The organism is Xanthomonas cucurbitae (genome assembly GCF_002939885.1).
Taxonomy (GTDB): domain Bacteria; phylum Pseudomonadota; class Gammaproteobacteria; order Xanthomonadales; family Xanthomonadaceae; genus Xanthomonas; species Xanthomonas cucurbitae.
On the sequence record NZ_MDED01000002.1, the window covers coordinates 142,861 to 167,690 of the forward strand.

General features: G+C 65.5%; 25 protein-coding genes. 6 read left to right on the forward strand and 19 right to left on the reverse strand.

The genetic code is table 11. The annotated features are described in order from the left end of the window. Positions 1–62: 62 nt before the first annotated feature. The 3 genes from XcuCFBP2542_RS01855 to arfB all read right to left on the reverse strand — a co-directional run bounded on the left by XcuCFBP2542_RS01855 (position 63) and on the right by arfB (position 2,236). Complete coding sequence (locus XcuCFBP2542_RS01855) at positions 63–1,052, reverse strand: isoaspartyl peptidase/L-asparaginase family protein (RefSeq protein ID WP_170066938.1); 990 nt, start codon at positions 1,050–1,052, stop codon at positions 63–65. A 120-nt stretch (positions 1,053–1,172) separates the two neighbouring features. Then, entirely contained in the window at positions 1,173–1,802 is a 630-nt protein-coding gene (locus XcuCFBP2542_RS01860) for a lysophosphatidylcholine acyltransferase (protein WP_104601923.1), read from the reverse strand. A 2-nt stretch (positions 1,803–1,804) separates the two neighbouring features. Then, positions 1,805–2,236: an alternative ribosome rescue aminoacyl-tRNA hydrolase ArfB gene (arfB, locus tag XcuCFBP2542_RS01865; protein ID WP_104601924.1), complete on the reverse strand. Its 432-nt coding sequence runs from the start codon at positions 2,234–2,236 to the stop codon at positions 1,805–1,807. Positions 2,237–2,325: 89 nt separating this feature from the next. Between arfB and XcuCFBP2542_RS01870 the strand changes: the two genes are divergently transcribed. Continuing rightward, positions 2,326–2,865 (forward strand): DUF2059 domain-containing protein, encoded by a 540-nt coding sequence (locus XcuCFBP2542_RS01870; RefSeq protein WP_104602013.1) that lies wholly within the window; start codon positions 2,326–2,328, stop codon positions 2,863–2,865. 210 nt (positions 2,866–3,075) lie between these two features. Here XcuCFBP2542_RS01870 and XcuCFBP2542_RS01875 read toward each other — a convergent pair whose 3' ends face one another. Next, positions 3,076–3,846, reverse strand: a complete 771-nt coding sequence (locus XcuCFBP2542_RS01875; RefSeq protein ID WP_104601925.1) for a pseudouridine synthase — start codon at positions 3,844–3,846, stop codon at positions 3,076–3,078. Between the two features lie 80 nt (positions 3,847–3,926). Here XcuCFBP2542_RS01875 and XcuCFBP2542_RS01880 point away from each other — a divergent pair, with 80 nt between their 5' ends. Continuing rightward, positions 3,927–4,388 carry a thioredoxin family protein gene (locus XcuCFBP2542_RS01880; RefSeq protein WP_104601926.1) on the forward strand — a complete coding sequence of 154 codons (462 nt, stop codon included), beginning with the start codon at positions 3,927–3,929 and terminating at the stop codon, positions 4,386–4,388. Positions 4,389–4,471: 83 nt separating this feature from the next. Here the strand turns inward: XcuCFBP2542_RS01880 and ubiB are convergent, their stop codons facing one another. Together ubiB and XcuCFBP2542_RS01890 are read right to left on the reverse strand one after the other, a co-directional pair. Next, positions 4,472–6,145 (reverse strand): ubiquinone biosynthesis regulatory protein kinase UbiB, encoded by a 1,674-nt coding sequence (ubiB, locus tag XcuCFBP2542_RS01885; protein WP_104601927.1) that lies wholly within the window; start codon positions 6,143–6,145, stop codon positions 4,472–4,474. Next, positions 6,142–6,786 carry a ubiquinone biosynthesis accessory factor UbiJ gene (locus tag XcuCFBP2542_RS01890; protein ID WP_104601928.1) on the reverse strand — a complete coding sequence of 215 codons (645 nt, stop codon included), beginning with the start codon at positions 6,784–6,786 and terminating at the stop codon, positions 6,142–6,144. The genes ubiB and XcuCFBP2542_RS01890 overlap by 4 nt, the downstream gene beginning before the upstream one ends. A 159-nt stretch (positions 6,787–6,945) precedes the next feature. Here XcuCFBP2542_RS01890 and ddlA point away from each other — a divergent pair, with 159 nt between their 5' ends. Beyond that, positions 6,946–8,052, forward strand: coding sequence for a D-alanine--D-alanine ligase (gene ddlA / locus XcuCFBP2542_RS01895; protein WP_104601929.1), 1,107 nt, complete (start codon positions 6,946–6,948; stop codon positions 8,050–8,052). Positions 8,053–8,251: 199 nt separating this feature from the next. On the opposite strand, the gene XcuCFBP2542_RS01900 is transcribed toward ddlA, so the two are convergent. The 3 genes from XcuCFBP2542_RS01900 to oleC form a co-directional block, all read right to left on the reverse strand. Continuing rightward, positions 8,252–8,410, reverse strand: a complete 159-nt coding sequence (locus XcuCFBP2542_RS01900; RefSeq protein WP_003468167.1) for a DUF1328 domain-containing protein — start codon at positions 8,408–8,410, stop codon at positions 8,252–8,254. Between the two features lie 64 nt (positions 8,411–8,474). After that, complete coding sequence (gene oleD / locus XcuCFBP2542_RS01905) at positions 8,475–9,485, reverse strand: 2-alkyl-3-oxoalkanoate reductase (RefSeq protein WP_104601930.1); 1,011 nt, start codon at positions 9,483–9,485, stop codon at positions 8,475–8,477. A 99-nt stretch (positions 9,486–9,584) separates the two neighbouring features. Further along, positions 9,585–11,237, reverse strand: a complete 1,653-nt coding sequence (oleC, locus tag XcuCFBP2542_RS01910; RefSeq protein ID WP_104601931.1) for an olefin beta-lactone synthetase — start codon at positions 11,235–11,237, stop codon at positions 9,585–9,587. A gap of 227 nt (positions 11,238–11,464) precedes the next feature. Between oleC and XcuCFBP2542_RS01915 the strand changes: the two genes are divergently transcribed. Continuing rightward, positions 11,465–11,848 carry a YkgJ family cysteine cluster protein gene (locus XcuCFBP2542_RS01915; protein WP_104602014.1) on the forward strand — a complete coding sequence of 128 codons (384 nt, stop codon included), beginning with the start codon at positions 11,465–11,467 and terminating at the stop codon, positions 11,846–11,848. A 594-nt stretch (positions 11,849–12,442) separates the two neighbouring features. Here the strand turns inward: XcuCFBP2542_RS01915 and XcuCFBP2542_RS01920 are convergent. The 5 genes from XcuCFBP2542_RS01920 to XcuCFBP2542_RS01940 form a co-directional block, all read right to left on the reverse strand. Beyond that, the gene (locus XcuCFBP2542_RS01920; RefSeq protein WP_104602015.1) at positions 12,443–13,597 is read right to left on the reverse strand and encodes an AAA family ATPase; all 1,155 of its coding nucleotides are present in this window, start codon (positions 13,595–13,597) and stop codon (positions 12,443–12,445) included. 76 nt (positions 13,598–13,673) lie between these two features. Next, entirely contained in the window at positions 13,674–14,576 is a 903-nt protein-coding gene (locus XcuCFBP2542_RS01925) for an alpha/beta fold hydrolase (RefSeq protein WP_104601932.1), read from the reverse strand. Between the two features lie 139 nt (positions 14,577–14,715). Continuing rightward, positions 14,716–15,834 carry a protein adenylyltransferase Fic gene (gene fic, locus XcuCFBP2542_RS01930; protein ID WP_104601933.1) on the reverse strand — a complete coding sequence of 373 codons (1,119 nt, stop codon included), beginning with the start codon at positions 15,832–15,834 and terminating at the stop codon, positions 14,716–14,718. A gap of 171 nt (positions 15,835–16,005) precedes the next feature. After that, positions 16,006–17,022, reverse strand: coding sequence for a 3-oxoacyl-ACP synthase III (locus XcuCFBP2542_RS01935; RefSeq protein ID WP_029218373.1), 1,017 nt, complete (start codon positions 17,020–17,022; stop codon positions 16,006–16,008). A 101-nt stretch (positions 17,023–17,123) separates the two neighbouring features. Beyond that, positions 17,124–17,444 carry a DUF4156 domain-containing protein gene (locus tag XcuCFBP2542_RS01940; protein ID WP_104601934.1) on the reverse strand — a complete coding sequence of 107 codons (321 nt, stop codon included), beginning with the start codon at positions 17,442–17,444 and terminating at the stop codon, positions 17,124–17,126. A gap of 387 nt (positions 17,445–17,831) precedes the next feature. On the opposite strand from XcuCFBP2542_RS01940, the gene XcuCFBP2542_RS01945 reads away from it, so the two are divergent. Next, positions 17,832–18,290: an XAC0231 family protein gene (locus tag XcuCFBP2542_RS01945; protein ID WP_104601935.1), complete on the forward strand. Its 459-nt coding sequence runs from the start codon at positions 17,832–17,834 to the stop codon at positions 18,288–18,290. Between the two features lie 27 nt (positions 18,291–18,317). Continuing rightward, complete coding sequence (locus XcuCFBP2542_RS01950) at positions 18,318–18,794, forward strand: tRNA (cytidine(34)-2'-O)-methyltransferase (RefSeq protein ID WP_104601936.1); 477 nt, start codon at positions 18,318–18,320, stop codon at positions 18,792–18,794. A 74-nt stretch (positions 18,795–18,868) separates the two neighbouring features. Here the strand turns inward: XcuCFBP2542_RS01950 and XcuCFBP2542_RS01955 are convergent, their stop codons facing one another. From XcuCFBP2542_RS01955 to XcuCFBP2542_RS01975, 5 genes are all read right to left on the reverse strand, one after another. Continuing rightward, a complete protein-coding gene (locus tag XcuCFBP2542_RS01955; protein WP_104601937.1) occupies positions 18,869–20,092 on the reverse strand; it encodes an MFS transporter in 1,224 nt (407 codons plus the stop codon). 104 nt (positions 20,093–20,196) lie between these two features. Beyond that, positions 20,197–20,820 carry a hypothetical protein gene (locus XcuCFBP2542_RS01960; protein ID WP_104601938.1) on the reverse strand — a complete coding sequence of 208 codons (624 nt, stop codon included), beginning with the start codon at positions 20,818–20,820 and terminating at the stop codon, positions 20,197–20,199. Between the two features lie 135 nt (positions 20,821–20,955). Continuing rightward, on the reverse strand, positions 20,956–21,741 hold the full coding sequence (locus XcuCFBP2542_RS01965) for a hypothetical protein (protein ID WP_104601939.1): 786 nt from the start codon (positions 21,739–21,741) through the stop codon (positions 20,956–20,958). Between the two features lie 297 nt (positions 21,742–22,038). Then, positions 22,039–23,379, reverse strand: coding sequence for a sigma-54-dependent transcriptional regulator (locus XcuCFBP2542_RS01970; RefSeq protein ID WP_104601940.1), 1,341 nt, complete (start codon positions 23,377–23,379; stop codon positions 22,039–22,041). After that, the gene (locus XcuCFBP2542_RS01975) at positions 23,364–24,806 is read right to left on the reverse strand and encodes a sensor histidine kinase (RefSeq protein ID WP_104601941.1); all 1,443 of its coding nucleotides are present in this window, start codon (positions 24,804–24,806) and stop codon (positions 23,364–23,366) included. The genes XcuCFBP2542_RS01970 and XcuCFBP2542_RS01975 overlap by 16 nt, the downstream gene beginning before the upstream one ends. Positions 24,807–24,830 lie beyond the last annotated feature (24 nt).

Below are 24,830 nucleotides of genomic sequence, written 5' to 3' on the forward strand. Positions count from 1 at the left end.
CATCCGCCCTTCGGGCACCTTCTCCCGCAGGCGGGAGAAGGCAGTGACTCACGCTGGCTTCCTCAAAGCGTTTCGTCCTTGAAGATCGCCACGTGCGGGGCGCCGTCGGCACCGATCCAGCCGCGGTACATGCCTTCGGTATTGAACGGGAAGGCGATGTTGCCTTGCGCATCCAGCGCAATGGCGCCGCCATCGCCGCCGGCGGTGGGAATCTGCTGGTCGATCACCGCCTCGGCGGCCTGCTGCAACGACTGCCCGGCGTATTTCATGCGCGCGCAGATGTCGTAGGCGGCCACCGCACGGATGTAGAACTCGCCCCAGCCGGTGCCGGAGACGGCGCACTGCGCATTGGCATAGGTGCCGGCGCCGATGATGGGCGCATCGCCCACGCGGCCGTAGCGCTTGTTGGTCATGCCGCCGGTGGAGGTGCCGGCGGCCAGATGGCCGTTGCGGTCCAGCGCCAGCGCGCCGACAGTGCCAAAATGCCTGGCGGTTTCCAGGTCCAGCGCCGCCTGCGCCTGGCGGTCGCCGGCCTCGGCCTTGAGCGCCTTCTGCAGCTGCTGCCAGCGCTTGTCGGTGTGGAAGTAGCTCGGGTCCACCAGGGTGACGCCCTGCTCGCGCGCGAACTGCTCGGCGCCGTCGCCGACCAGCATCACGTGCCTGGAACGCTCCATGACGCGGCGTGCCAGCTGGATCGGGTTCTTGACCGTGTGCACGCCGGCAATCGCCCCGGCCTGGCCGCTGGCGCCATCCATGATCGCCGCGTCCAGCTCGTTCTTGCCGTCGTGAGTGAAAACTGCACCGCGCCCGGCGTTGAACTGCGGCGCGTCCTCCAGCACGGTGATGGTGGCGGCCACCGCCTCCACCGTGCTGCCGCCGCGGTTCAACACCGCATGCCCGGTGCGCAGCGCGCGTTGCATCGCCTCGCGTGCCTGGGCCTGTTCCTCGGCAGACAACCCAGACTTCTCCACGCCTGCGCCGCCATGGATCACCAGCATCGGGGTGGCGGCCAGGGTCGGACCGGCACACAGCAGCAAGGACAGGCACACCATGAGGATGGGCGAAGCGATCATGCGGTTTCCTGGTTGCACATGCGCACGGTGATCGGCAGGTGCGGATGGGATGAGATGCGTTTCGCAGGCCAGACCCTGTGCCCGGCCTCCAGCGGCGTCCTACAGCGTATCGCGATGCTTGCCTCGCCACGGCCGGTACCAGGTGCGGATGGCGGCGATGTCGGCGGCCATGTCGGTGCCGGTCCAGAACGGCTCGCCGATGCCCACGGTCTTGCTGGGGTAATCGAAGTACACCGGCAGGATCGGCACCTGCGCATCGGAGGCGATCTTCCAGAAGCCGGCCTTCCAGTGTTCGACGCGCTTGCGCGTGCCCTCGGGGGTAATCACATACCACATCTGCTCGGAGTTGCGGATCAGCCGCACCGCCTGGCCGATGGTGCCCTGCGGCGAACTACGGTCCAGCGGAATGCCGCCGAGTTTGCGCAGCAGCGGGCCCAGCGGCCACCAGAACAACTGCGCCTTGCCCAGCACGCGCACATCGAAGCCCAGCGCGAACTTGGCCGCAAAGCCCAGGAAACCGTCCCAGTTGGACGAATGCGGAGCCACGATCATCACCAGCTTGGGCTCATCGGGCAGCCGCCCGAGCAGGCGCCAGCCGGTCAGGCGCAGCGCGGTACGGCCCAGCCAGCGGCCGAAGCGGCCGTGCGCACGCGGCATTCTGGGCGGTGCTGGCTGCAGCAGGATGTTGGCCTGTGTGACCGGTGGCAACGACGGAGCGTCTTGACTCACGCTTACTCCCAGTGGGACGCGGAGCGTCCACGTTTGGTCTGACTGCGCTCACGCTTGGCATCCAGCCGCCGCAGCTTGGCGCCATGACTCGGTTTGGTGGCGACCCGGCGCTTGGGCACCGACAGGCACGCACTGATGATCTCGACCAGCCGCTCGCGCGCATCGTCGCGGCTGCGATCCTGGGTGCGGAAGCGCTGCGCATCGATCACCAGCACGCCTTCGGCGGTCATGCGGCGGTCGCGCCGCGACAGCAGGCGCGCACGCAAGGGCTCGGGCAGCGAGGGCGATCCGGCCACGTCGAAGCGCAGCTCCACCGCGGTGGACACCTTGTTGACGTTCTGCCCACCGGCGCCGCTGGCGCGCACGAAGCGCTCGACGAGCTCGCTGGGCGGGATCGTCAGGCTGGGGGTGATCTGGATCGGGTCGCTGGCCATACGCGTCGATTGTATCGGCAGCGGCACGCATGCGCGCGAACACCGGCTTCCCGTATGCTGCGGCCGGTTCCCCACTGCAGGACGCTTCGATGACCCCCGATTCGCTCGCCCCCGCCGGCGCGCTTGCCCGCCGCCTGATGCTGCTGGCCCTGCTGGCGCTGGCCACCCCGGCCGCGCTGGCGCAGGCGCCCACCGATGCCGACGTCAACCGTCTGCTGGCCGCTTCGCGCGCGCAGACCATGCTGGACACCATGCTGCCGCAGATCGAGGCGATGCAGCAGCAGCAGTTCGCCCAGCTCACCGCGCAGCGCCAGCTCGACCCCGCCGAGCAGGCGCAACTGCAGCGCATCCAGGAACGCACCCGCCAGACCGTGCGCAAGGCGCTGTCGTGGTCGGAGCTGCGACCGATGTACGTGGACATCTACAAGCGCTCGTTCTCGCGCGAGGATGTGCTGGCCATGGCCGAGTTCTACGAGAGCTCGGCCGGCCAGAGCCTGCTGGACAAGACCCCCGCCCTGACCCAGAACCTGATGGGCGCCATCCAGCAGAAGATGCTGCCGCTGTTTGCCGACCTGCAGAAGGATCTGGAGACCATCGTCAACGAGCCTGCCCCGGCGCAGAAGCCCTGAGGGGCGGGGAATCGGGAATCGGGAATCGTTAGAGCACAGCGCAAGCCCCTCTCCCTGTGGGGCGAGAAGGCACAGCTTGCGCGCCACTGGCGCGCGTACCTCGGAGCGCCCGGGGCGCGGAGCGAGGGTTGGGGTGAGGGTGCGGCTGCACGGAGTGGCACCAATCGCCACTGCCTTGCCCACTGGGAAGAGGACCACAGCGCGCCAGCGCTAAATCGCTGCCGCTACCTGCAACTGCGGCATGTCCCAGCCGAACAATGCGCAGGCCTTGACGAATTCCACATCCAGCGGTGCGGTGACGCCGATGCGCCTGCCATCGGCCGGGTGTGGAAACTCCAGGCGTTCGGCGTGCAGCAGCATGCGGTGGATGCCGAGCATGCGGAAGCTGCGGTTGTGGCGGCCATCGCCATGGCTGGTGTCGCCGATCATGTGATGCGACAGGTGCTTCATGTGCCGGCGGATCTGCCGAAAGCGCCCGGTCTGCGGCTGGCAGCGCAGCAGCGCATAACGCGAGGTGGCAAAGCCGGTGGAGGGGATCTCCAGCTCGCCGGTGGCCAGCCGCTGGAAGTGGGTCACCGCCGGCTTTTTCACCGGTTTGCCAGGGCCGCCATCCAGGGCGTGATCGACGACGAACTGCTCCTCGGCCGGCCAGCCGCGGCACACCGTCAGGTAGTGCTTGTCCACCTCGCCGGCCATCAGCGCCTTGCCCAGTGCACTGGCGCTGTCGCGGTCGAAGGCCAGCAGCAGGCAGCCACTGGTGGCGCGGTCGAGCCGGTGCACCAGGAAGATCGGCCGGCCCAGCTGCTCGCGCAGGCGGTCGGCCAGGAAGTCGTCTTCCCCGCGCGCCAGCTTGCTGTCGTGGACCATCAGGCCTGCGGGTTTGTCGACCACGGCCAGGACTTCGTCCTGGTGGAGAATCTGCAGATGCTTGGGGGATGTGCTCACCGGTGGATTATCCGCATCGCTGACACCGCCTGCCACTGCGCACGCGTGCCCATGCGCCGGTTGACCGCAGCACGGTGCCGGCAGAGCATGCAGATTCCCCACCGTGGACCACCCCAATGCGTACCTGGCTTCTGTTTTGCCTGCTGGCGGTCGCCCCGCTCGCGCAGGCCCTGGACCTGCCCTACGACGAACACGCCAATGCGGACGCGCAGCTACGCGCTGCGCTGGCCGCCGGCAAGAAAGCACATAAACCCACCTTGGTGATCTTCGGCGCCAACTGGTGCCACGACTGCCGCGCGCTGGACGCGGCGTTGCACACGGCCAGGAATGCGCCGCTGATCGACAAGTCGTTCGTGGTGGTCAAGGTGGATGTGGGCAACTTCGACCGCAACCTGGCGCTCAGCCAGCGCTACGGCGACCCGATCCAGAAGGGCATCCCGGCTGCGGTGGTGATCTCTCCCACCGGCACGCTGGTTTACACCACCCGTGCTGGCGAGCTGGCCAATGCGCGCAAGATGAGCGATGACGGCATCTACCAGTTCTTCGACCATGTGGCGCATGCCAACCACGCGCCCTGAGGCCATGGCCACCGCGCACGCGGCCTGCGCCGGCTGACCGTCGGGCAGCGTCGATGGGCCGTGTGGCGCAGGGAATACGCGACCTAGCGACGCAGCCAGGCCACCAGCAACGCGGCCGTGCCGGCGCCGCCGCTGATCCAGCTCCATACCGGTATCGTGCCCAGGTACCAACCGTCCGGATGCAGGCCGTACAGCACCGCGGCGACCACCAGCAACCCGCTGCCAGTGATGGCGGTGACCACGCGGGTCTGCAGCTTGCGCAGGCTCAACTCCAGCGCGCGCAGCTCGGTAGAGCGGATCTCCAGCTGATGGCGGCCTTCCACCTGCTGCTTCAGCCAGCTGTGCACCAGGCGCGGCATGTCCGGCGCGTGGGTCATGAGTTCCGGGAGCCGCTTGCCCAATTCGCCGAGCATGCGGCGCGGGCTGTAGCGCTCGCGCAGGATGCGTTCGAGCACCGGGCGCGCCACCGCCCAGATATCCAGCTTGGGGTCGAGCTGCCGGCCCACCCCTTCGATGTTGAGCAGGGTCTTCTGCAGCAGGATCAGCTGTGGCTGCAGGGTCAGCTCGTAGCGCTGCGCGACGCGGAACAGCTTGATGAGCACCTGCGCCAACGAGATTTCCGACAGCGGGCGGGTGAAGTACGGCTCGCATACCGAACGTGCAGCTGCTTCCAGTTCGTCGATGCGCACGTTCGAGGGCATCCAGCCCGCCTCTACGTGCAACTCGGCCATGCGGCGGTAATCCTTGTGGAAGATCGCCATGAAGTTCTCGGCCAGGTAGTACTGATCTTCCTGCGAGAGCTGACCCATGATGCCGAAATCCAGCGCGATGAAGCGCGGGTTGAGACGGCGCTCCGGGTCCGCATCGACCCAGATGTTGCCGGCATGCGCATCGGCATGGAAAAAGTTGTCGCGGAACACCTGGGTGTAGAACACGCGCACGCCCTTGGCCGCCAGCGCCTTTCGATCGATGCCGGCGGCGTCGAGCTTGACGATATCGTCGGAGGGAATGCCGTACACGCGCTCTAATGTGAGCGCACGCTCGGCGGTGTGCGACCAGATCACTTCCGGCACGTACAGATCGTCCGAGCCTTCCCAGAACCGGCGCAGCACGCTGGCGTTTGCGCCTTCGCGCTGCAGATCGAGTTCGGCAGACAGGGTGCCTTCGATCTCGGCCACCACCTCGCGCGGGCGGATCTTGTCCGCACGCGGGTGGGTGCGTTCGACCAGCGTGGCCAGCGAGTGCAGCAGCGCGATATCGGCATCGATCTGGCGCTCGATGTCCGGGCGCAGCACCTTGACCACCACTGCGCGACCCACGCCGTTGGCATCGGCCGGCAGCGTGGCCGCATGCACCTGCGCGATGGAGGCAGACGCCAGCGGCACCGTGTCGAAGGAGGCGAACGCCACACTGACCGGCAGGCCGAGCGCACGTTCGACGATCAGACGCGCAGCCTCACCGTCGAACGGCTTGACCCGGTCCTGCAGCAAGGTGAGTTCTTCGGCCACGTCGGCCGGAATCAGATCGCGCCGGGTCGAAAGGATCTGCCCGAACTTGACGAAGATCGGCCCCAGCTCCTGCAAGGCCAAGCGTAGCCGCGCACCGCGCGATTGCGCGGCGATTTCGGCGCTGGCGCGCGGCACGAACGGTTTGGCCAGGCGCAGCCAGCGCTCGGCCGGAGTGCCTTCGAGCAAGGCGTCCAACCGGTAGCGCAGGATCACCCGGCCGATGCGGCTGGCCCGCAGGATCGCCTTCATGCCGCGCCTCCGGCAGCGCGCAGGCGGGCGACACGCGCAGCCAGGCGTTCGACAGCGTCGCGCAGCTCGTCCACGTCATCGTGGAAGGCGTCCAGCTCGGCACGCGGCACCACATCACGCGATTCTTCGGTGACGAATTCGGCCGCGCTATGCGCCAGATCCGATGCGCTGCGGCGGGCCTGCTGCAGCGCCGTGCGGACCGCAGCGGCAATCTGCACGCCCAGAATCTGCCCGAACACCGCCACGAACGGCAGCTGCCAATCCGGATCGAAGCGCCCGGCCAGCTGCTGCAGCTGGCGCGCCAGTTCCGCATCGCCGGAGACCTTGAGCCGCCCTGCCGGCGCACCGCTGCGGCGCGCTTTGGCCAGGAACGGCAATTGCCCGAGCAAGCCGGCCAGGCTGCTGCGCACCGCCAGATCCGGTTCCTGCGCCGGGTCCACCGGCCCCACCAGCAGCCGGCGTTCGTGCACGCGGATCTGCAGGGCCAGGGCGGGCGCGTCCAGGGTCAGCGCAATCCGCTGGCCTTCCAGCGGCAGCAGGGCGTCGCGGGTATCCGGGTCCAGCGCCAGCGCGCGGTTGAGCGCGGCCTGCAGGGCCTGGCCGGCGAGCGGCTTGAGTGAGTTGAAAAGTGATCCGGGCATACAGGCATTCTACCGCCACCGCATGTCGCAGCCGCCTGATGGCGGTCTGCCTGTCGCTGTTGCGCGTTGCCGAAGCACCAGCACAACTGCCTGCAGGCTTCCGTGCGCTGCTCCCGCGCGGCATCCTGCCGCTTCCCTCAGCGATGGCAGGAACAGGCAATGCGCAAGATCCGGGTCGGTATCATCTTCGGCGGCAAATCGGCTGAGCACGAGGTCTCGCTGCAATCGGCGCGCAATATCCTGCAGGCGCTGGACCCGCAGCGCTTCGAACCGGTGTTGATCGGCATCGACAAGCAGGGCCAGTGGCATCTGAGCGCACCGGAAGGCTTTCTGCTCGATGCAGACGACCCTGGCAAGATCGCCCTGCATTGCAGTGGACGCGCGGTGGCCGTGCTGCCAGGCGCCGACACGGCGCAGCTGCGTCCGGTGGACAGCGAACAGGCGCTGGCACAGATCGATGTGGTGTTTCCGATCGTGCACGGCACCCTGGGCGAAGACGGCTCGCTGCAGGGACTGCTGCGCATGGCCAACCTGCCCTTCGTCGGCTCCGGCGTGCTCGGCTCGGCGGTTGCGATGGACAAGGACATGGCCAAGCGCGTGCTGCGCGAGGCCGGGCTGGCGGTGGCGCCGGGCGTCTGCCTCACCCGCCACACCGCCAAGCATGTCGATGCGCAGGCGCTGATCGCGCAATTGGGATTGCCGCTGTTCGTCAAACCGGCCAACCAGGGCTCGTCGGTCGGGGTCAGCCAGGTGCGCAGCGCAGACGCGTTTGCAGCGGCAGTGGCGCTGGCACTGTCCTACGACCACAAGGTGCTGGTGGAAGCGGCCGTGGCCGGCCGCGAGATCGAATGCGCTGTACTCGGCAATGCCGTAGCGCAGGCGAGTGTGTGCGGCGAGGTGGTGGTGCACGATGCATTTTATTCGTACGAGACCAAATACATCAGCGAGCACGGGGCCGACCTGGTGATTCCGGCCGACATCGATGCGCCCACCCAGCACCGAATCCAGCAGATCGCGGTACAGGCCTACCAGGCGCTGGACTGCGCCGGCATGGCGCGGGTGGACGTGTTCCTGTGTGCAGACGGGCGCATCGTGATCAACGAGGTCAACACCTTGCCCGGCTTCACCCGCATCAGCATGTATCCGAAGCTATGGGAGGCAAGCGGACTGGACTATCGGAGCCTGATTACCCGGTTGATCGACCTGGCACTGCAACGCCATGACGACGATCAACTGCTGCGTAGTGCGGTGGACACACGCCGATGAGCGCAGCGCCGTTGCGCACGCGCTGCCCGCCCCACCACACGGGCCTACTCCAACAAATGCAATCGCTGAGAAAACGTCTGTGACAGGCATCAAACAGCGCGAATAACGCCATAACGCAGATGGCCCGCCTCCTTGCGGAAGCGGGCCATCTGCGCGCCGGCCGGCAGCGCCGCTGCCGGGACGTATCGTGCGTGCGGCGTTATACCTTGCCGCGACGGAACATCGAGATCACCGCCAGGATCAGGAACACCACGAACAGGATCCAGGCGATGTTGGTCGCCGCACCGGCGATGCCGCTGAAGCCCAGCACAGCGGCAATGATGGCGATGACGAAGAAGATGATGGCGTAATGCAGCATGGCAATGATTCCAGAAGTTGTCGTGCCGAATCGGCGCAGACGTATCTTGTGGATATGCCGGTCTTTATCGGGTGATGGCGATGTCGTTGGAAGATGAGGATCGCAGGCGGTTGAGCCCTTCTTCGATGCTGATCTGCGGCACATAGCCAAAGTCACGGCGCGCCGGTTCCATGCTGTACCAATGCGGCGTGCACAGCTGTTCCACCAGGAACCGCGTCAGCGGCACCTCGCCTGGCAGACGCAACAGTGGCCACACCGTCTCGCACACCGCACCGATCCGATAGGCGGTCTTGAACGAGAGCGCACGCGTCACCGCCGGTGCATCCACGGCCGCCAGCAGGCGGTTGAGCAACTCGCGCATCGGCAGCGGTTCGCCGTTGGAAATGAAGTACGCCTTGCCGGCGCAGGCAGCGCCCGGCGCCAGATGCTCGAACGCAGCGAAGTGCGCCTGCGCCGCGTTGTCGATGTACGTGCTGTCCACCAGATTGCTGCCATCACCCACCATGCGCAGCCGCCCGGCACGTGCGCGCGCAGCAAGACGCGGAAGCAGATGATTGTCGCCTGGCCCCCATATCAGGCGCGGGCGCAACGCCACCGTCGCCAGCTGCGCGTCGTTGGCTGCCAGCACCGCACGCTCGGCGATCGCCTTGGTGGCGGCATATGCGGCGCGCAGGTCTTCGCCATACGGCACTTCGTCGGCATCCAGCCCTTCCACCGGATTGGTGGCGCGATGGGTGACGCTGGGCGTGGACGTATAGATCAGCCGAGGCACGCCATTGGCGCGGCAGGCATCGAGCACGTTCTGCGTGCCCACCACGTTGGCCTGGTGATAGCTGTCGTAGCTGCCCCACGCACCGGCCTTGGCCGCGTTGTGAAACACCGCATCGATCCCGCCGAAGGCATGTCGCACCGCCTGCGGATCGGCCAGGTCGCCCCGGATCTGACCCACGCCCAGTGTCTGCAGCACCGGGTAATCGCCGCGCTGGAAACTCACCACCTCATGCCCGCGCGCGCGCAGGCCACGGCACAACGCCTGGCCAAGGAAGCCGCCACCGCCGGTCACCAATACCTTCATCGCGCCGCTCCGTTCGTTCGAGGGAGCACACCATAGCCGGCCGCCATCGCCTTGGCGAATAGCCCACCGACACGCATCTGATTGACTTGCTGCAGACCGTCATCCACGTTGTTGCGCCGCCCACACCGCCAACCTCTCGCGGCCGATCTTGGCGTTATGGCGGATATCCACCGGAAAACCGGGATGCCGAAGGAAACGCGCGATGCCGGCGGTGTGCGGGTGCGCCGCGCCCAGTGCACGCAATGCAGTTTGCACCTGCGCAAAGGCCGACGCCGACACGCCCGGCTGCAACTCGACGCACAGCACCGGCTGTTGTTGTCCAACCGCGCCCACGCCGACCAAGGCGGTACGACGCACCTGCGCATGCACGTTGAACACCGGCTCCACCTGTTCGGTGTACAGCGGGCCGCTGGCGGTTTCCACGCGGTGGGTCTTGCGACCGCAGAACCACAACTGGCCCTGGGCATCGAAATAGCCGACATCGCCCATGCGGTGTACGACGCGCTCGCTGCCATCGTCGCAGCGCTCGCGGATCTTGGCGCTACGGGTGGCCGCATCGCGATTGAAGTAGGTATCGGTAGTGGTGGGCCCGGCGACGGTGATCTCGCCCACCTCGCCCACCGCCAGCACGCGCACGCCACTCCACTCGGCAATCGCCGCATCGTCGATGGCAATGATGCGCACCTCATTCGGCGCGACCACCTGGCCCACGCAGGTGCCCGCACCAGCCTCGGTGGCCGCGCGCGTGGCGTCCAGGGTGCGGCCTTCGATTGCCGCCACCGGCAGGCATTCGGTCGCGCCGTACGGCGTCCAGAACTGCGCATCGGCCGGCAGCAGTGCGCGGATCTTCGCCACCACATCCGGTGGCACCGGCGCACCGGCCGAGGTGACCAGGCGCACGTTGGGGAGCGGCTGCCCATCATCGGCCAGCACGCGCATCAATGCGGGCGAGCCGAACAACTGGGTGACACCGAAGCGGGCGATTGCATCGTGCAGCTTGCGCGGGTCCGCGGTGGCCGGGCGGGTCGGGTCCATGTCCGGAATCACCGAAGTCAAGCCCAGCGCCGGGTCGAACAAGGCGAACGGCGGAAACGTCGGTAGGTCCACACCGCCAGGCTGCATGTCGAACGCATTGCGCAGCAGCTCGATCTGTCCGACAAAATGCCGGTGCCGGTACACCACACCCTTGGGCACGCCAGTGGAGCCGCTGGTGAACAGGATCGCGGCCACATCGTCCGGCGCGGTGTCGGCCAGCTGGCTCCCGGCGCCCGCCCCATCGCGCTCCACCCGCGCCAGGGTCACCCCGCCCCAGCCGTACCGGCCGCCAACGGTGACGATCTGCTTGGCAGAACGCGCCCAGCGCAGCAACCGGCGTGCCAGCTGCGCCAGTGGAATGCCGATGAACGCCTGCGGCTGCGCTTCGTCCAGACACTGTTTGAGGGCGCGCTTGTCGATGCCCGGGTCCACCAGCACCGGCACCGCACCGGCCTTGAATAACGCGAACATCAGCAGGAAGAACTCCGGCGACGGCCGCACCATCACCACCGCGCGCATGCCGCGGCCGATGCCATGCACTGCCAGCCCGGCCGCAATCGCATCGCTGCGCGCGTCCAGTTCGGCATAACTCAGGGTCACATCGTAGGCCGCGAACCCATTGGCGCCACGGCGTCCCGGGCAGCGGATGGCGATCTGATCGGGGCGCTCGCGCGCCAGCTGCGGCAGCGTGGCCGCGATATTGCAGAGGCTGGTCATTGGGTGATTATCGCGGATAACGCGCCGCGCATGGAGTGATGCACGGGCAACTGCACCAGCGCGTCCGTGTCCCATTGCCGGCGCGTGGCCTGGATCGACGTCGTTGGTTGCGCACCGGCCGCGTGAACCGCTCATGGCGTTGCACCGCACGCTCTTGTTTCGAGGCGCAATTCGGTCAGAATGCCGCGCTCCCTACGCTCGTTTTGCCGCGCAAGGCCCGGCATGCCATGGCACACCCCTGCCTTACCTGCGGCGCTTGCTGCGCCTATTTCCGCGTCAGCTTCCACTGGAGCGAAGCCGATCCCGCCTTGGGCGGCAGAGTGCCGGTCGAATTGACCGACGCGCTACGCACCCACGAACGGGTGATGCGCGGCACCTCGCAAGCGCAGCCGCGCTGTATCGCGCTGGACGCCGACATCGGCCGCTACAGCCGCTGCAGCATTCACGACCGCCGCCCCTCCTCCTGCGCAGCGGTACCGGCTTCGCTGGAATTCGGCCAGCGCAGCGCGCAGTGCGACAAATCGCGCCTGGCGCATGGCCTGCATGCGTTGACCGAGGCCGACTGGGACGGTGTGGACGAGGCACAACGCAACCGGTTGCCGATCGAATAGGAATAATTCAACTTATCAACTCATTGATGCTTGCGACTGCGCGACTTAGGCTTGGAGAAACTCTTGCAGCTACCAGAGGTCTCCAATGTTGTGCCGCAAACTCGCATAGGTGGACGTTGTAGCCTGATCCTGGCTTAGTGCTATCTCGTTCCGAGACCATTTCTTGTCTTATCAAACGCTTTGAAGATTTTGACGCCAAGCTTACAATCTTTCTTTTTGGATCGATTAAATCATCGGATGACTTCGGCATTCGCGACCGAGATACATGGAGAAAGTCTGCAAAAGCTTCCGAATCTGCTAGCAGCCAGCTTTCTGCCTCAGCAACAGCGAATCGCAACAAAAATTCATGCGGCACACCATGAGGGACCCAGCGCCTAATCATTTCAACCACGCACTTGCCATCAGTGTCAGCAATGCACAAAACAGGGAAAACACTAACAAGGCCAAAATATCGCCTCAATCCAGCTTGAAGTTTAGTTACCCCATTCGTATTTATTACAGGCAATGCCAGTGTGCACTGCCCTACATCTTCAACCAACCTAGAGCCGAGGGCGCATGTAAGTGCATCTTCGCCTATAACATAGAACGCTGACATCAGAACAAACCCATCTGTTCGATGCGTTCAGGCCTTGTCTTAGGAAGAAGAACTTCAGCCGGATTCAGACCATTTTCCATCGCTACAACTTCTTCTTCATTAGGCTCACGAATCTTTGTCCCATTTTCTCCAATTTCAAGCAAAAGTACCCATCCTGGATCGCTCACTGCAGCTATCAAGTTGTCGCTATGCGTGGTTACTATAACTTGGCGGGCCGCTTTCTTCCTGCTTCGCAAAACCCTATCAATCATCAGAGGGATATACTCAACAATTGCATCATTCAGTGATAGCTCCGGCTCTTCCAACAAGAGCATTCCATCGCCTTCTTGTAATGCCCAGAGCAAACCAATAAGCCGCAATGTCCCATCAGAAAACTGCTCTTCCCTTTGCCAAGCGCCGTTGACTCTCCAATGGTCAAAGCGAGCTTCGAGATGAGGTGCTCCAGTAACCTCATCCTTTTTAAACTGAAGCTGCGAAAATTGAGGAACAGCAACTTTTAGAGCTTCGGCAATCCGTTTTAAACGAGCCGCCTGAGTCTTCTGGGGAGTCCTTGCTATCCGCTGCAACAAGCCCTGGCCAAAGGGATCGCTCTCTATCATTCTTCCGCTTATCTCTTCACCAAATTTCAAGAGTTGAGGCACTAGATGAAGATATGTAGTAGACCCAAAGAATTCAGCTAATTCACGGAATCTGGCATTGTTATTGATCTGCTCCATGTGGGTTTGCGTCAAACGAACCTCATCAGAGGAGTCATTTAAATCAGGTCGAGATATTATTTCTTCACCATTACATGTGACCACTTCTCGCGTGATGAAAACACGCTGCGCACCCTTGCCTTCAGCCTTGAAAGCAAGCATATAGGTCCATTGTTTTGCTCCGGGATCAAGTGATTCTGAAATTTCCAACTCAATACTAACTTCAGGATCCCGTCTCGCGTGCAGGCTCCGGAGCTTGGACATGAATCCACGCTCTTTGAGTGCTTTTTGCAGCCCTCCACCTTCAACCTGAGCAACCGTTCTCAAGAACCTGAAAACGTCCAAGAGATTCGACTTTCCTGAAGCGTTCGCCCCAATCAGAAAAGCACGCGGAGACAGCCCGACATCAGCTTCACGAAAATTGCGCCAGTTCTTTAATTTGAGTCTTGAGATTAGCACTTCATACTCCAAAACTTCAGGGTCTGACCAGTGAGCCACATTGGCCTGGCGGAAATTTGAGAATTACTTTACCAAGCTAAAGCCGATGACGCTCCAAAAATGCACGAATCGCTGGCACCAGCACCTCGTGCTTGTCTTCCAGCACGTAGTGGTTCGCATCGTCGAACGCGGTGACTTCGGCCTGCGGCAGCGCGCGGCGGAAGCCGGCCAGGAAGTGCTTGTCGAAGCAGATATCGCGCAGGCCCCAGGCGATGAAGGCCGGGCGGTCGGCGAACGACGGCAGCACCTGTGCCGAGCGTTCCAGCAACGACCAGCCCTTGTCGGCCGGCGACAGCGGGATGTCCTGCATGAAGCGGATGGTGGAGATGCGGTTGCGCCAGCTGTTATAGGGCGCCACGTAGGCACGCCGTACCGCCGCGGGCATGCGCCGCGACACGCCCAGCCACGAGGCGCCGGACGAAAACGCATTGAAGGTGCGGATGAACCATTCGCCAGGGCGCCAATGCCGGCCCATCGCGATCTGCCACGGCATCGGCTTTTCCGCCGGCAGCGGGAAGGCTGCGGTGTTGGTGATGACCAGCCGCCGGACCTGCGCATGGTGCGACAGCGCCCACCCGAAGCCGATCATGCCGCCCCAATCGTGCACCGCCAGCGTGACCGGGCCGGTGATGCCCAGGTGCCGCAACAGCGTGTCCAGGTCGTCCACGCGCGACTGTAACGTGTAGTCGTAGCGCGGCTGCGCGTCGGGCGCATCGTCGGGCTTGTCGGACAGGCCCATGCCGATGTGGTCGGGCACGATGCAGCGGTAGCGGTCGGACAGGCCGCTCACCAGATGTCGCCACAGATAGCTCCACGACGGATTGCCGTGCAGCATGAGCACAACCTCGCCATCGCGCGGGCCTTCGTCCAGATACGACATCGCAATGCCGGCACGCACCTCAAGGCGCTTGGGAGTGAAGGGATAGCCGGGGTAGTTCATGAAAAACGTATCCGATGTGTTTCAAGAGGGTCTGCACGGCTCAGGCGCTGACCTGGCACATGTACAGCAACGGCTTCGCGCATGTCGGCAAGCTCCAGCAAGACAGGCGATGCAAGCCCGCTGCTTTGCTTACTCGGCATCAGTGCTGAATTCTTTGTGGCAACGTATACCGCTGCGCTGCATGCGCATTGTCGGACAGCAGGCGCAGATACGCCGGATGCAGGAACAATTTCTCTTTCCCCATGCGCTGCTCGTGCAGTACGCCGATATCCACCAAGTCGCGAAGATAACGCGCCGCAGTTTCGCGCTTGGCGATACCGGCGTCTACGACGTTTTGAATGCGGCAGTAAGGTTGGCTGAAAAGCACATCCACCAGTTCGCGGCTGTAGGTTTTCGGGCGCTCTGCACGAACCCACTCACATGCATGCTCATGCAGTTGGCGAATGGCCTCAATCTTGGCGCCGGTCCAGCGTGCGGTATCGGCAACCGCATCCAGCATGTAAGCAACCCATTCGGCCCATGCGCCGTCGCGCGTGACGGCCAACAGCAAGCGGTAGTAATCCGCCTTGCGTTCGATGATGTAGCGCGACAGGTACAGCACAGGTTGATCCAGCAGATCCTGCTCGACCAGCATCAAGAGATTGAGCACACGTCCAGTACGCCCATTGCCGTCGGTGAACGGATGGATAGCCTCGAATTGATAGTGCGCCACTGCCATGCGAATCAATGGATCGATCTCGGGCGTCTCATGGATGAAGCGCTCCCAATTGGCCAGCTTTTCGCGTAACACCGCCTCGCCGACTGGAGGCGTATAGATCACGTCACCGGTCTGCTGATTGGCCAATGCCGTGCCAGGTACACGCCGCACCTGCATTTGTGCATTCTTGATGCGAGTGCACACGATCTCTGCTGTGCGGGTGGAGAGCGGGCGCGTACGCAGCGAAATAAAGCCCTCCTGCAACGCGGTGCGATAGCGCAATGCTTCTCGCGTTGCTGGATTGGCAGCGTCTTGATGCTCGGCGTAGCGAAACAGCTCATCCGTGGTGGTGACGATGTTCTCGATCTCCGAACTCGCCTGTGCTTCCAGGATGGGAATGGTATTGATCAACACGGCCGGGTTTGGCAAATGTCCGGTGGCCTGGCGAAGCGATGCCAATGCCTTGTGCGCCTCAATACACGCCTTCAGCAACCCCCGGGTTTCAAGCTCCACCGCAGGCGGCAACGGCGGCAGGTCGTTATACGGACGCTGGGGATCCATGCGATGGGCTCATGTCGACGGAATCGACATGATGCCAGCGTCATGTCGAAAAAACGGTAATCTCATACTTGGCGAGACTGCCATGAACGCAGTTAGCGCCTGGAGTGGGATGGAACGTGGCAACCGCTCGCTAGAAAGCGGCCATCCCATCTCTGGGATGGCCGTGCGGTTTCACCAAACCACTTCGGCCATCGAGCAATTCAGGCCCGAGCCGATCCCCATCAGGGCGATGCGGTCGCCCTTCTTCAGGCGGCCCAGTTCCTTGAGCTTGCTCAGCACGATCGGCACCGAGGCCGGTCCGATGTTGCCGTGCTCGCCGAAGATGGTCATGACCTTGGCCGGGTCGATACCGAACGACTTCACGAATGACGCGGTGTGCGGGCGGCTGACCTGGTGGATCACGAACTGGTCCACTTCGTCCACTGCCCAGCCCAGCACCTGCTTGGCAGCCAGGAAGGTCTTCTGCGCCAGTTTGATGCCTTCGATCAGCAGCAGGCGGGTGTCGGTGACCATGCGGTCCAGGTTGCCCCGGCACAGCTTGTTCCACTCGGTGGCAGAGCGGGTCACGCCGCCCTTGTAGCGCGGCGCGTCCGGCACCAGCTCCGAGCGCGCCATCACCATGGCAGCGGCACCGCAGCCCAGGGTCAAAGCGGCCAATTCGTTGCGGAATTCCTCTTCGGTAACATCCGGGGAGGTCATGCGCTCGAGGGTCTTTTCATAGACCAGGTTGGCGGTCTCGCCGTCGACGATCAGGGCGTAGTCGATTTCGCCACGCTCCAGCATGCGCGCGGCGATGTCCATGCCGTTGATGAAGGCCAGGCAGGCATTGGCCACGTCGAAGGTGACGCAGTGGTCGCCCACGCCCAGATTGCCGGACACGATGGAGGCCGTGGACGGCTCCAGGTAGTCGCGGCTCACCGAGGTGTTAACCAGCAGGCCGATCTTCTCGATGCCGATGCCGGCATCGGTCAGCGCCTTGCGCGCGGCCTGGGTGGCGGCGTCGGATGCCTGGACATCCTGGTCCCACAAGCGCCGTGCATGGATACCGGCAACGTCGCCCAACACGTCGGTCTTGATCCCGAGGCGGTCGTAGGTTGGTTGCAGGCGCTCGTTGATTTCCTTGGAAGTCAGCGTGTGCGGCGCATCAATATGCGCCAGTCCCGCGATGGAGACATTCTGGAAGAGCATCGAAGTAGCGCCATGGCGTCAGGCGAGGGGGCGCTAGTCTAGCTGCTGGCCGGTTTTACCGCATCTTTACAATTACATCGCCCCCGCCCCAGCCCAACGGTTCAGCGCGGCGGGCAGCGGAAGGCGTTGAAGCGCTGGCTCCCCTCGGCCGGCTGGCCCTGCGCCTGCACGGCATTGGCGTTGGCGCCCGGCGCTTCGTTGCGGGCCAGGGTTTCCAGTTCTTCCTGCACGCGCAGCGGGTTGCGGTTGTAGAAGCCGACCTTGCTCTTGACCGACACCACCACCTCGCCCTGCTGCTGGCAGCCGGCCGGCACCTGGCCAGCCGGGAGAACCCTCACCGTCTTGCCGCTTTGTTCGATCGGCACCCAGGTACAGGCGACGGTGGTGGTGGCAACCAGGACAGACAGCATCAGCACGCGCATACGGCATCACACCTGTGGGCAAAGCCGGATTGTGCCGCAGTCGGCTGGCCGCGCAGCGCATGCCACTGCTCCTACGACACACCGCATTCAGTCCACCGGGAACCGCCGCGGCGTGCCCAGTGGCGGGCACGTCCGGTTGTCGGTTGCCCGCAAGCGTGTCCGGGTGTCCGGACGCGGACACCCGGCAGATCACAAAATATCCATTAGAAACAACTGCATGTGGTTGGCACACCGTTTGCTCACTACCTCTTGCCTCTCGGAGCAAGCTACCGATAGCTGACTGATAGCTGAATAGAAACCAATCCGGCAGCAAAGTTCTTGTGCATACCTAGATGGTGTACTACATTACTACTACACCAATTATCACCCACGCCAAGAGACCTCGCCATGAACGCCCAGACCCTGCGCCTCGCCCTCTCCGCCGCCCTGATCGCCGCTGCCTCCCTGAGCGGCGCCGCGCAGGCCAGCAACCTGACCACGCTGGACGCGGTGCAGGTGCGCCCGTCCGCAGACCAGGTGACCCAGCAGACGCTGGAGCGCGCCAGCACCATCCGCACCCTTGCCGCCGTGCAGGTGCGCCCTTCCACCGAGCAACTGGCCGCCCTTGCCACCGAAGCGGCCGGCCCGCGCGTGGTTACCTTGGCAGCGGTGCAGGTGCGCCCGTCGGCCGGGCAACGCGCCGAGAGCATCGGCTACCGTACCGCCACCACGCAGGTCACTGCCGGCCGTGCTGCCGCCACGATCGGCGCACTGGTGGGCGAAGCCATCGTGAAGCTGCCGGTGCCGCAGCTGCAGCCATCGCCGGTCGAGCTGGAAGCGCTCATCGGTGCCGCCACAGGCCTGTGAGCCGCGCGCACCGCTACACTTGCGCGCATGCCAGCTCCCGTCCTCGACGTCATCCTGTTCCAACCAGAAATTCCGCCCAATACGGGCAACGTGATTCGCCTGTGCGCCAATACCGGCACGCGCCTGCACCTGATCGAGCCGCTCGGCTTCGACCTCAGCGACAAGCAGCTCAAGCGCGCCGGCCTGGATTACCACGAATATGCCCAGTTGCAGGTGCATGCAGACTTGCCCACCGCCCTGGCGGCGATCGCGCCCAGTCGCGTGTTCGCGCTGAGTACGCGCAGCACGGTGCGGTATGACAGCCCGCACTTCGCCGATGGCGATGCATTCCTGTTTGGCCCGGAGACACGCGGCCTGCCGGCCGAGGTGCTGGAGTCGATCCCGCCGCAGCACCGGCTACGGCTGCCGATGCGCCCGGACAACCGCAGCCTGAATCTGTCCAACACCGTGGCGGTAATGGTGTTCGAAGCCTGGCGGCAGTGGAACTTCACCGGTGGCCAGTAGTCCCGACGGCCAGCACGACGCCAGCAACAGCGAGCGTCCACCGACCATCACGTCTAGCAGTCGCGCCCAGCACATCAGGCCTGCGGCTGCAGTCCGTTAGCCGCCTGCAACATGCCGCGGCAGCCGGCCCATAGCGCTACCGCCAGCAAGGCGATCGCGCCCAACGACAGGAACGCGATGCGGTAACCGAAGGCATGCGCCAGCCAGCCCCCGAACGCCGGGCTGAGCGCCGCGCCGATGCCCTGCACCGTCATCACCGCACCCTGGCCGACATTGACCCGGCCGGTGCCCTGCAGCAGGCGCGCCACCAGGGCCGGCACCACCACACTTTGCAGCCCGGCGCCCAGGCCATCCAGCACCTGCACTGGAAACACGCCCCAGCCCTGGATCACCGACGCGGCCACCAGCGCCCGCAGCGGCAAGGCCATGAAGGCGACCAACAACACCCACCAATGCCCGTGCACCCGGATCCAGCGCATCGCCAGCAAGGCCACCACCACCATCGTGGCCTGCGCCACCACGATCGTGGTGGCGGTCAGCGCGCTGGGGTCGCCGGCATGCGCCGCCACGATCGCCATGCCGTAGAGCGGCAGCATGGCGGCGTTGCCCAGATGGAACAGCCCCAAGGTGACGGCCAGCACCGCCAGCGGGCGGCAGGTCAGCAAGACCCGCCAGCCGCCCGGCGCATCTGCGCCGTCGGCATGGCGCAGGCCACGTGCGGCACGGTGATCGATGGCATCGGCCGGAATCGCCAGCACTGCCGCCAGTGCCAGCACGCCGAACAACGCCGTCAGCGCAAATACCGCAGCAAATCCGTAGCGCCACCCTAACCATCCGGCCAGCACCGCGGCCAGCATGTTGCCGGCATGGTTGGCGACCTGGTTGCGTGCCAGCTGATGGTCGAACCCGCGCGCGTGCACTAGCCCCAAGGTGATCCCGGTCAATGCCGGGCCGATGCCGGCTGCGGCAAGTGCCGAAGCGATCTGCGCGGCGACCACACCGGATGAGGTGGGCCGCAGCCAGATCAACGCGGTGGCCAGCAGGATCGCCAGACAGCCGATCACCACCACCGCGCGCTTGCGCCGGGTGGCATCGACCAGCGCGCCGGCCGGCGTGGTGGCGAGCATGCCAGCGATGCCACCCACGCTCATCACCGTGCCGATCGCCGCCACGGACCAGCCTTTCGACTGCAGAAACACGCTGAGAAACGGCCCCAGCCCGTCCTGCACATCGGCCACGCTGAAATGCAGCGCTTCCAGTGCGCGCGTACCGCGCGGTCTGGCCTGGCTCATCGGCATGGCAGTGCTCCGCCATGCGATGCAACGCCGGCACACAGGCCGGCGTGCGTGACAGACCAGAGGGCAACCATCTCAACCGCACACGGTGGCTGCATGTCCGGCTCCTAATGCTTGGGCTTGGGCTTGGGTTTGTGTGCAGGGCCGTGCGGCGGATGCGCGATTTGCTTCAGCGTCGCCGCCTTGCTGCCCAAGGCATGGGCATGGATCAACAGGCCGTGCGGGGTTGCCTTGGTATCGCCTTCGGCGACCAGCGATTTGCCGACCACCAATTGCTTGGCGAACTGGGCGCCGGCATGCGGCGGAAACCGCACCGTCACCTCGTCATCGAGCAGCACGCCATGCACCTGCCCGTGCGGGCCGTGCAACAGCCGCGCGATGGTGCCGGCGTGCTGGGTAAATTGCGGCTTGGGCAGCTTGGGAGGCTTGCCGGCCGGCGGCTTGGGTTTGGCATGCGGCCCGTGCGGGCCCTCATCGACGATGCGCTTGCCGCCCGTAGGGTCGATCGCCAGCGCCACCAGCATGTCCACATCGCGCGGCTTGAGCCCACGCACGCTCAGCGCGCTGCCCGGCTTGAGCGCCTTGAGCAGGGCCGCCGACAGGTGCGGTGGGGTATGCACTTCGGTGCCGTCGGTCAGCAACAGGCCATCGATATCGGCCTTGGGATTGAGCAGGAACCGCGCCAGAGTGCCGCGGGTTTCGGGAAGAAAATCAGGATCGACCCAATGCATGGTTGAACTCCAACAAGAGAGGACCGGCCAATGCCGGCAAGCCGCGCCCTTCGCCCTGCCTTGGGCAGGGCGAAGGTGCGCGTAAACGTCAGTGCGGGCGGGCGCGTCTGTGTGGCATTGGCCACCGACACACGGTCAGCGCGGCAGCGGCACGGCCGGTGCCGGTGGCACCGCAGGCGGCAGCGGACCATCCGGCCGCGGGGGGCTGAACAAGGCACGCTGCGAGGCGCGGTCGCGGCCCAGCCCGGTGGCCTCGATCGAGCGCCCGGCAGCGTTGGCCACCCCGAAGCCACGCACGCTCAGGGGCGCGCCGATGCGCAGCAGCTCGGCGAACTGCAGCGCCAGATGCGGCGGCATCCGTACCACGGTGCCATCGCTCAGCAACGCACCGTTGACCTCGCCACCCGGCCCGTAGACCAGGCGCTCGATGCGGCCCTGCGCTTCCAGCGGCGTCAAGGCGGCCGGTGCCGGTGGCGCGGGGGGCGCCGGTGGCATGGCACCGGCCATGGGCGGGCGATCCACCACCTCACGCTTGCTGCGCGTGGAACGGATGCTGCTGGCCCGTAGGACCGGCAGATCGCCCAGGCGATAGCCCTGCACGGTGACCGCATCGCCACGGCGCACCGCCGCCTGCAGTTCAGCGGACAGATGCGGCGCGATGCCAACCTGGGTGCCGTCGCGCAACCACAGGCCATCCACCTCGCCATTGGGATTGATCAGGAAGCGCTCCACGGTACCGGTGAGCTGCACCGGCGTGGCGGCAACCGGCGTCGGCGGCGCAGGCGGCATCGGGGGAGGCGGTGGCGGCATGCCGGCCGGCGCCCGCGCGGCGGCCGGCGTCGCAGGCGGCGGTGGAACCTGCGCGGCGGCGGTGGCCACGCTGCAGGCCAATGCAAAGGCAAGTGCGGTCTGACGCATCATGAGTGATCTCCAGGGCGGCAGGAGCGCCGCTCGCAGGGAGTACAAAGCAGCAATCGTGCCAACCTTTAACCCCTTGTTTTTACTGACTTGCGTTGCGCACCCGGGCCGGCAGGCGTCCGTGTTTCATCCACTGGCCGTCTGCTTTGCGGACAACTTTTTCGACCTGTCCGCCTGGCAGGCACTGCGCCGCGCTGCGATTGCAGAATCCACCGCAGCGGCCACGGCGTGGCGGTCGTCACGACCGGGGCCATCACCTCGTGCGCCACCGCATGGCCGTACTGGTGCGTGCCCGCGTGTTTACTGCAACCCGTAGTCGTCCAGCTTGCGATACAACAGCTGCCGGTGGATGCCAAGCCGACGTGCCGCCTCCGCGCGATTCCCCCCGCTGTGCGCCAATGCCTCCTGGATCATCTGTTTTTCCAGCCGCGCCACGGCGTCGGGCAGGCTGGTTTCCGGCGGAATCGGTGCGGCGCGCGGCGGCTCGGCCTCGCCCAGTGCCTCGTCCAGATCGTCCACCTCGATGCTGTGCCCGCGCACCAGCACCTGACAGCGCTGCACCACGTTGCGCAGTTCACGCACGTTGCCGGGCCAGGGATACGCCAGCAGGCGCGCCTGCGCCGCAGCCGACAGCCGGCGCGCACTGCCCTGTCCGTTGCGCAGGAAGTACTGCGCCAGCAGCACGATGTCCTGCCCACGCTCGCGCAATGGCGGCAATTCGATCGGCACCACGTTCAAGCGGTAGCGCAGGTCGCTGCGGAACTGCCCCGCAGCGACCCACGCCGCCAGATCGCGATGGGTCGCCGCCAGCACGCGTACATCCACCTTCTGAGCGCCGCGCCCGCCCAACGGGGTCACTTCGCCCTCCTGCAGGAAGCGCAGCAGCTTGGCCTGCATCGGCAGCGGCATGTCGCCGATCTCGTCCAGGAACAAGGTGCCACCATCGGCTTCGCGAATCAGGCCTGGGCGGTCGCTGGTTGCACCGGAAAAGGCGCCCTTGCGATGGCCGAACAACTCGCTTTCCATCAGCTCCAACGGGATCGCCGCGCAGTTGACCGCAACGAAGGCGGCGCCCGCACGCGCACTGGCACGATGCAGCGCGCGCGCGGCCAACTCCTTGCCGGTGCCGGTTTCACCAGTTATCAGCACCGCCAGGTCGGAGGCGGCCGCCAGGCCGATGCGCTTGTGCACCGTCCGCATCGCCGGGCTATGCCCGACCAGTGCATCGTCTTCCTCGGGCAAGACCGCCAACGCGACTGCGGGTGCGGCATTGGTACCGTTCAACAACGCGCGCTCCACTACCGCGACGATGTCCGCGCGCCCCACCGGCTTGACCAGATGATCGAACGCGCCCAGCGTCATCGCCTCGATGGTGTTACTGCTGGACACGTGCGCGGTCAGCATCACCAGCGGCACCGGCGGCGCTGCGGCATCGGCGGCGTGCGCGCGCAGTACCTCGATGCCATCCATGCCGGGCATGCGAAAGTCCACGAATGCCAGGTCGATACCGCCGGCACGCAGCTGCGCCAGCCCCTGTGCACCGTCGCTGGCGGCAACCACCTCGTGCCCGAGCGAGCGCAGCGTTGCCTGCAAGGTGGCCAGGAATGCTGCGTCGTCGTCGATCATCAGGATGCGCGCCATGGCAACTCCATGCTGAAACAGGTCGTTCCCTCGGCGTGGCGGTAGTGCACCTGCCCACCATGTGCGCGTGCGATCTCGCGCACCAGCGCCAGGCCCAGGCCATTGCCGTCGCTGCGGCCGCTGACGAAGGGCTCGAATAGCTGGTCGGCGATCGGCTCGGGAATGGGCGGGCCGTGGTTGCTCACCTGCAGATGCAGGACACCTTCACGCGCGGCCGCCTGCACCGTCACCGGCGTCTGCGGATCGGCATGCTGCAACGCATTGCGCACCAGATTGTGCAGCGCCCGTCCGAGCTGCTGCGGATCCAGGCGCCATTGCAGCGGTGCATCCGGCATCAATACGTGGGGACGTGGCGTATCGGGCGGCAGCGCGTCCGGATCCAGCACATCGGTCAGCCAGTCCTGCACCAGCACCGCCTCCAGCTGCAGGCGGATCGGCTGCACCATGCCGAGCAGGCTTTCGACCACGCCATCCAGGCGCCGGATCTGCCCCAGCATCAGCTCGGCATGCGCGGCGTCCTCGGTGGAGACATCGCGCCTGGCGATCTCGTTTTCCACCGCCAGGCGCATGGTGGCAATCGGGTTGCGGATCTCGTGGGCAACGGTGGCGGTCATGCGCCCGAGGGCGGCCAGCCGTTCGTGCCGCGACAACGCGTCGGCTAGCATGCGGCTCTGCGCCAAGGCCTGGGCATTGCGCTGCGCATACTCGTTGACTGCTGCGCCCAGCCGATCCAGTTCGGGTGCCCCTGTCACCGGAATCTGTGGCAGTTCGGATTCGGCGGCCAGTGCCAGCCCGATGCGATGCAGGCGCTGGCTCCAGCGCCGCACCACCACGCCGAGCGCGATCGCCGACACCGCCACCATCGCCAGGATCAGCAACATGCCGATCACCAACGGCCGCCATGCATCCGAGCTGCTGGCCGGCACCCGCGCCATGGTCCAGGCCGCCGTGCCGCTGGCCATGGGGCAGGCGGCGATCAACAACACCTCGCGGCTGCCATCGCGACGAAACTGCGCCGGCTGGCCGCCCTGCGCGCTCTGCCGCGCCGTTGCCACGATGCTGGCCCACTCCGCCGCGGGGATATCGGTCTTGCGGTCGCTGCCGTCATAGGTGGGGTACGCATAGGCCACAAAGCCCGTGTCCAGGCTCCACACCCCGCCCTCCACGCCGGGCGCATCGGACAGCACCAGTTGCACCACCACCGCGGCCAGCCCGGCGCTATTGTCTCCACGGCGTGCAGCCTCGCTTGCGCCGGCATAGCGCTGCACGATGCGCGTGCATTGCGCGCGCAGTTGCTGGCGCGCCTCGTCCAGCCGTACGCCTTCGGTTTGCCGGTACAGGCCGTACAGCATCGTGGCCACACCCAGGCAGGTGGCCACGATGACCACCCAGATCAACAGCAATTGCCGGAGCAACGAACGGGGCATGATGCGCGATCCCGAAATGGTGGG

Excerpts from the sequence above, each read along its gene's own strand:
- XcuCFBP2542_RS01855 (WP_170066938.1), bottom strand. The coding sequence starts at position 1,052 with ATGGTGTGCCTGTCCTTGCTGCTGTGTGCCGGTCCGACCCTGGCCGCC.
- arfB (WP_104601924.1), bottom strand. The coding sequence starts at position 2,236 with ATGGCCAGCGACCCGATCCAGATCACCCCCAGCCTGACGATCCCGCCC.
- XcuCFBP2542_RS01870 (WP_104602013.1), top strand. The coding sequence starts at position 2,326 with ATGACCCCCGATTCGCTCGCCCCCGCCGGCGCGCTTGCCCGCCGCCTG.
- XcuCFBP2542_RS01880 (WP_104601926.1), top strand. The coding sequence starts at position 3,927 with ATGCGTACCTGGCTTCTGTTTTGCCTGCTGGCGGTCGCCCCGCTCGCG.
- ubiB (WP_104601927.1), bottom strand. The coding sequence starts at position 6,145 with ATGAAGGCGATCCTGCGGGCCAGCCGCATCGGCCGGGTGATCCTGCGC.
- XcuCFBP2542_RS01890 (WP_104601928.1), bottom strand. The coding sequence starts at position 6,786 with ATGCCCGGATCACTTTTCAACTCACTCAAGCCGCTCGCCGGCCAGGCC.
- ddlA (WP_104601929.1), top strand. The coding sequence starts at position 6,946 with ATGCGCAAGATCCGGGTCGGTATCATCTTCGGCGGCAAATCGGCTGAG.
- XcuCFBP2542_RS01900 (WP_003468167.1), bottom strand. The coding sequence starts at position 8,410 with ATGCTGCATTACGCCATCATCTTCTTCGTCATCGCCATCATTGCCGCT.
- oleD (WP_104601930.1), bottom strand. The coding sequence starts at position 9,485 with ATGAAGGTATTGGTGACCGGCGGTGGCGGCTTCCTTGGCCAGGCGTTG.
- oleC (WP_104601931.1), bottom strand. The coding sequence starts at position 11,237 with ATGACCAGCCTCTGCAATATCGCGGCCACGCTGCCGCAGCTGGCGCGC.
- XcuCFBP2542_RS01915 (WP_104602014.1), top strand. The coding sequence starts at position 11,465 with ATGGCACACCCCTGCCTTACCTGCGGCGCTTGCTGCGCCTATTTCCGC.
- XcuCFBP2542_RS01925 (WP_104601932.1), bottom strand. The coding sequence starts at position 14,576 with ATGAACTACCCCGGCTATCCCTTCACTCCCAAGCGCCTTGAGGTGCGT.
- fic (WP_104601933.1), bottom strand. The coding sequence starts at position 15,834 with ATGGATCCCCAGCGTCCGTATAACGACCTGCCGCCGTTGCCGCCTGCG.
- XcuCFBP2542_RS01935 (WP_029218373.1), bottom strand. The coding sequence starts at position 17,022 with ATGCTCTTCCAGAATGTCTCCATCGCGGGACTGGCGCATATTGATGCG.
- XcuCFBP2542_RS01940 (WP_104601934.1), bottom strand. The coding sequence starts at position 17,444 with ATGCGCGTGCTGATGCTGTCTGTCCTGGTTGCCACCACCACCGTCGCC.
- XcuCFBP2542_RS01945 (WP_104601935.1), top strand. The coding sequence starts at position 17,832 with ATGAACGCCCAGACCCTGCGCCTCGCCCTCTCCGCCGCCCTGATCGCC.
- XcuCFBP2542_RS01950 (WP_104601936.1), top strand. The coding sequence starts at position 18,318 with ATGCCAGCTCCCGTCCTCGACGTCATCCTGTTCCAACCAGAAATTCCG.
- XcuCFBP2542_RS01955 (WP_104601937.1), bottom strand. The coding sequence starts at position 20,092 with ATGCCGATGAGCCAGGCCAGACCGCGCGGTACGCGCGCACTGGAAGCG.
- XcuCFBP2542_RS01960 (WP_104601938.1), bottom strand. The coding sequence starts at position 20,820 with ATGCATTGGGTCGATCCTGATTTTCTTCCCGAAACCCGCGGCACTCTG.
- XcuCFBP2542_RS01965 (WP_104601939.1), bottom strand. The coding sequence starts at position 21,741 with ATGATGCGTCAGACCGCACTTGCCTTTGCATTGGCCTGCAGCGTGGCC.
- XcuCFBP2542_RS01970 (WP_104601940.1), bottom strand. The coding sequence starts at position 23,379 with ATGGCGCGCATCCTGATGATCGACGACGACGCAGCATTCCTGGCCACC.
- XcuCFBP2542_RS01975 (WP_104601941.1), bottom strand. The coding sequence starts at position 24,806 with ATGCCCCGTTCGTTGCTCCGGCAATTGCTGTTGATCTGGGTGGTCATC.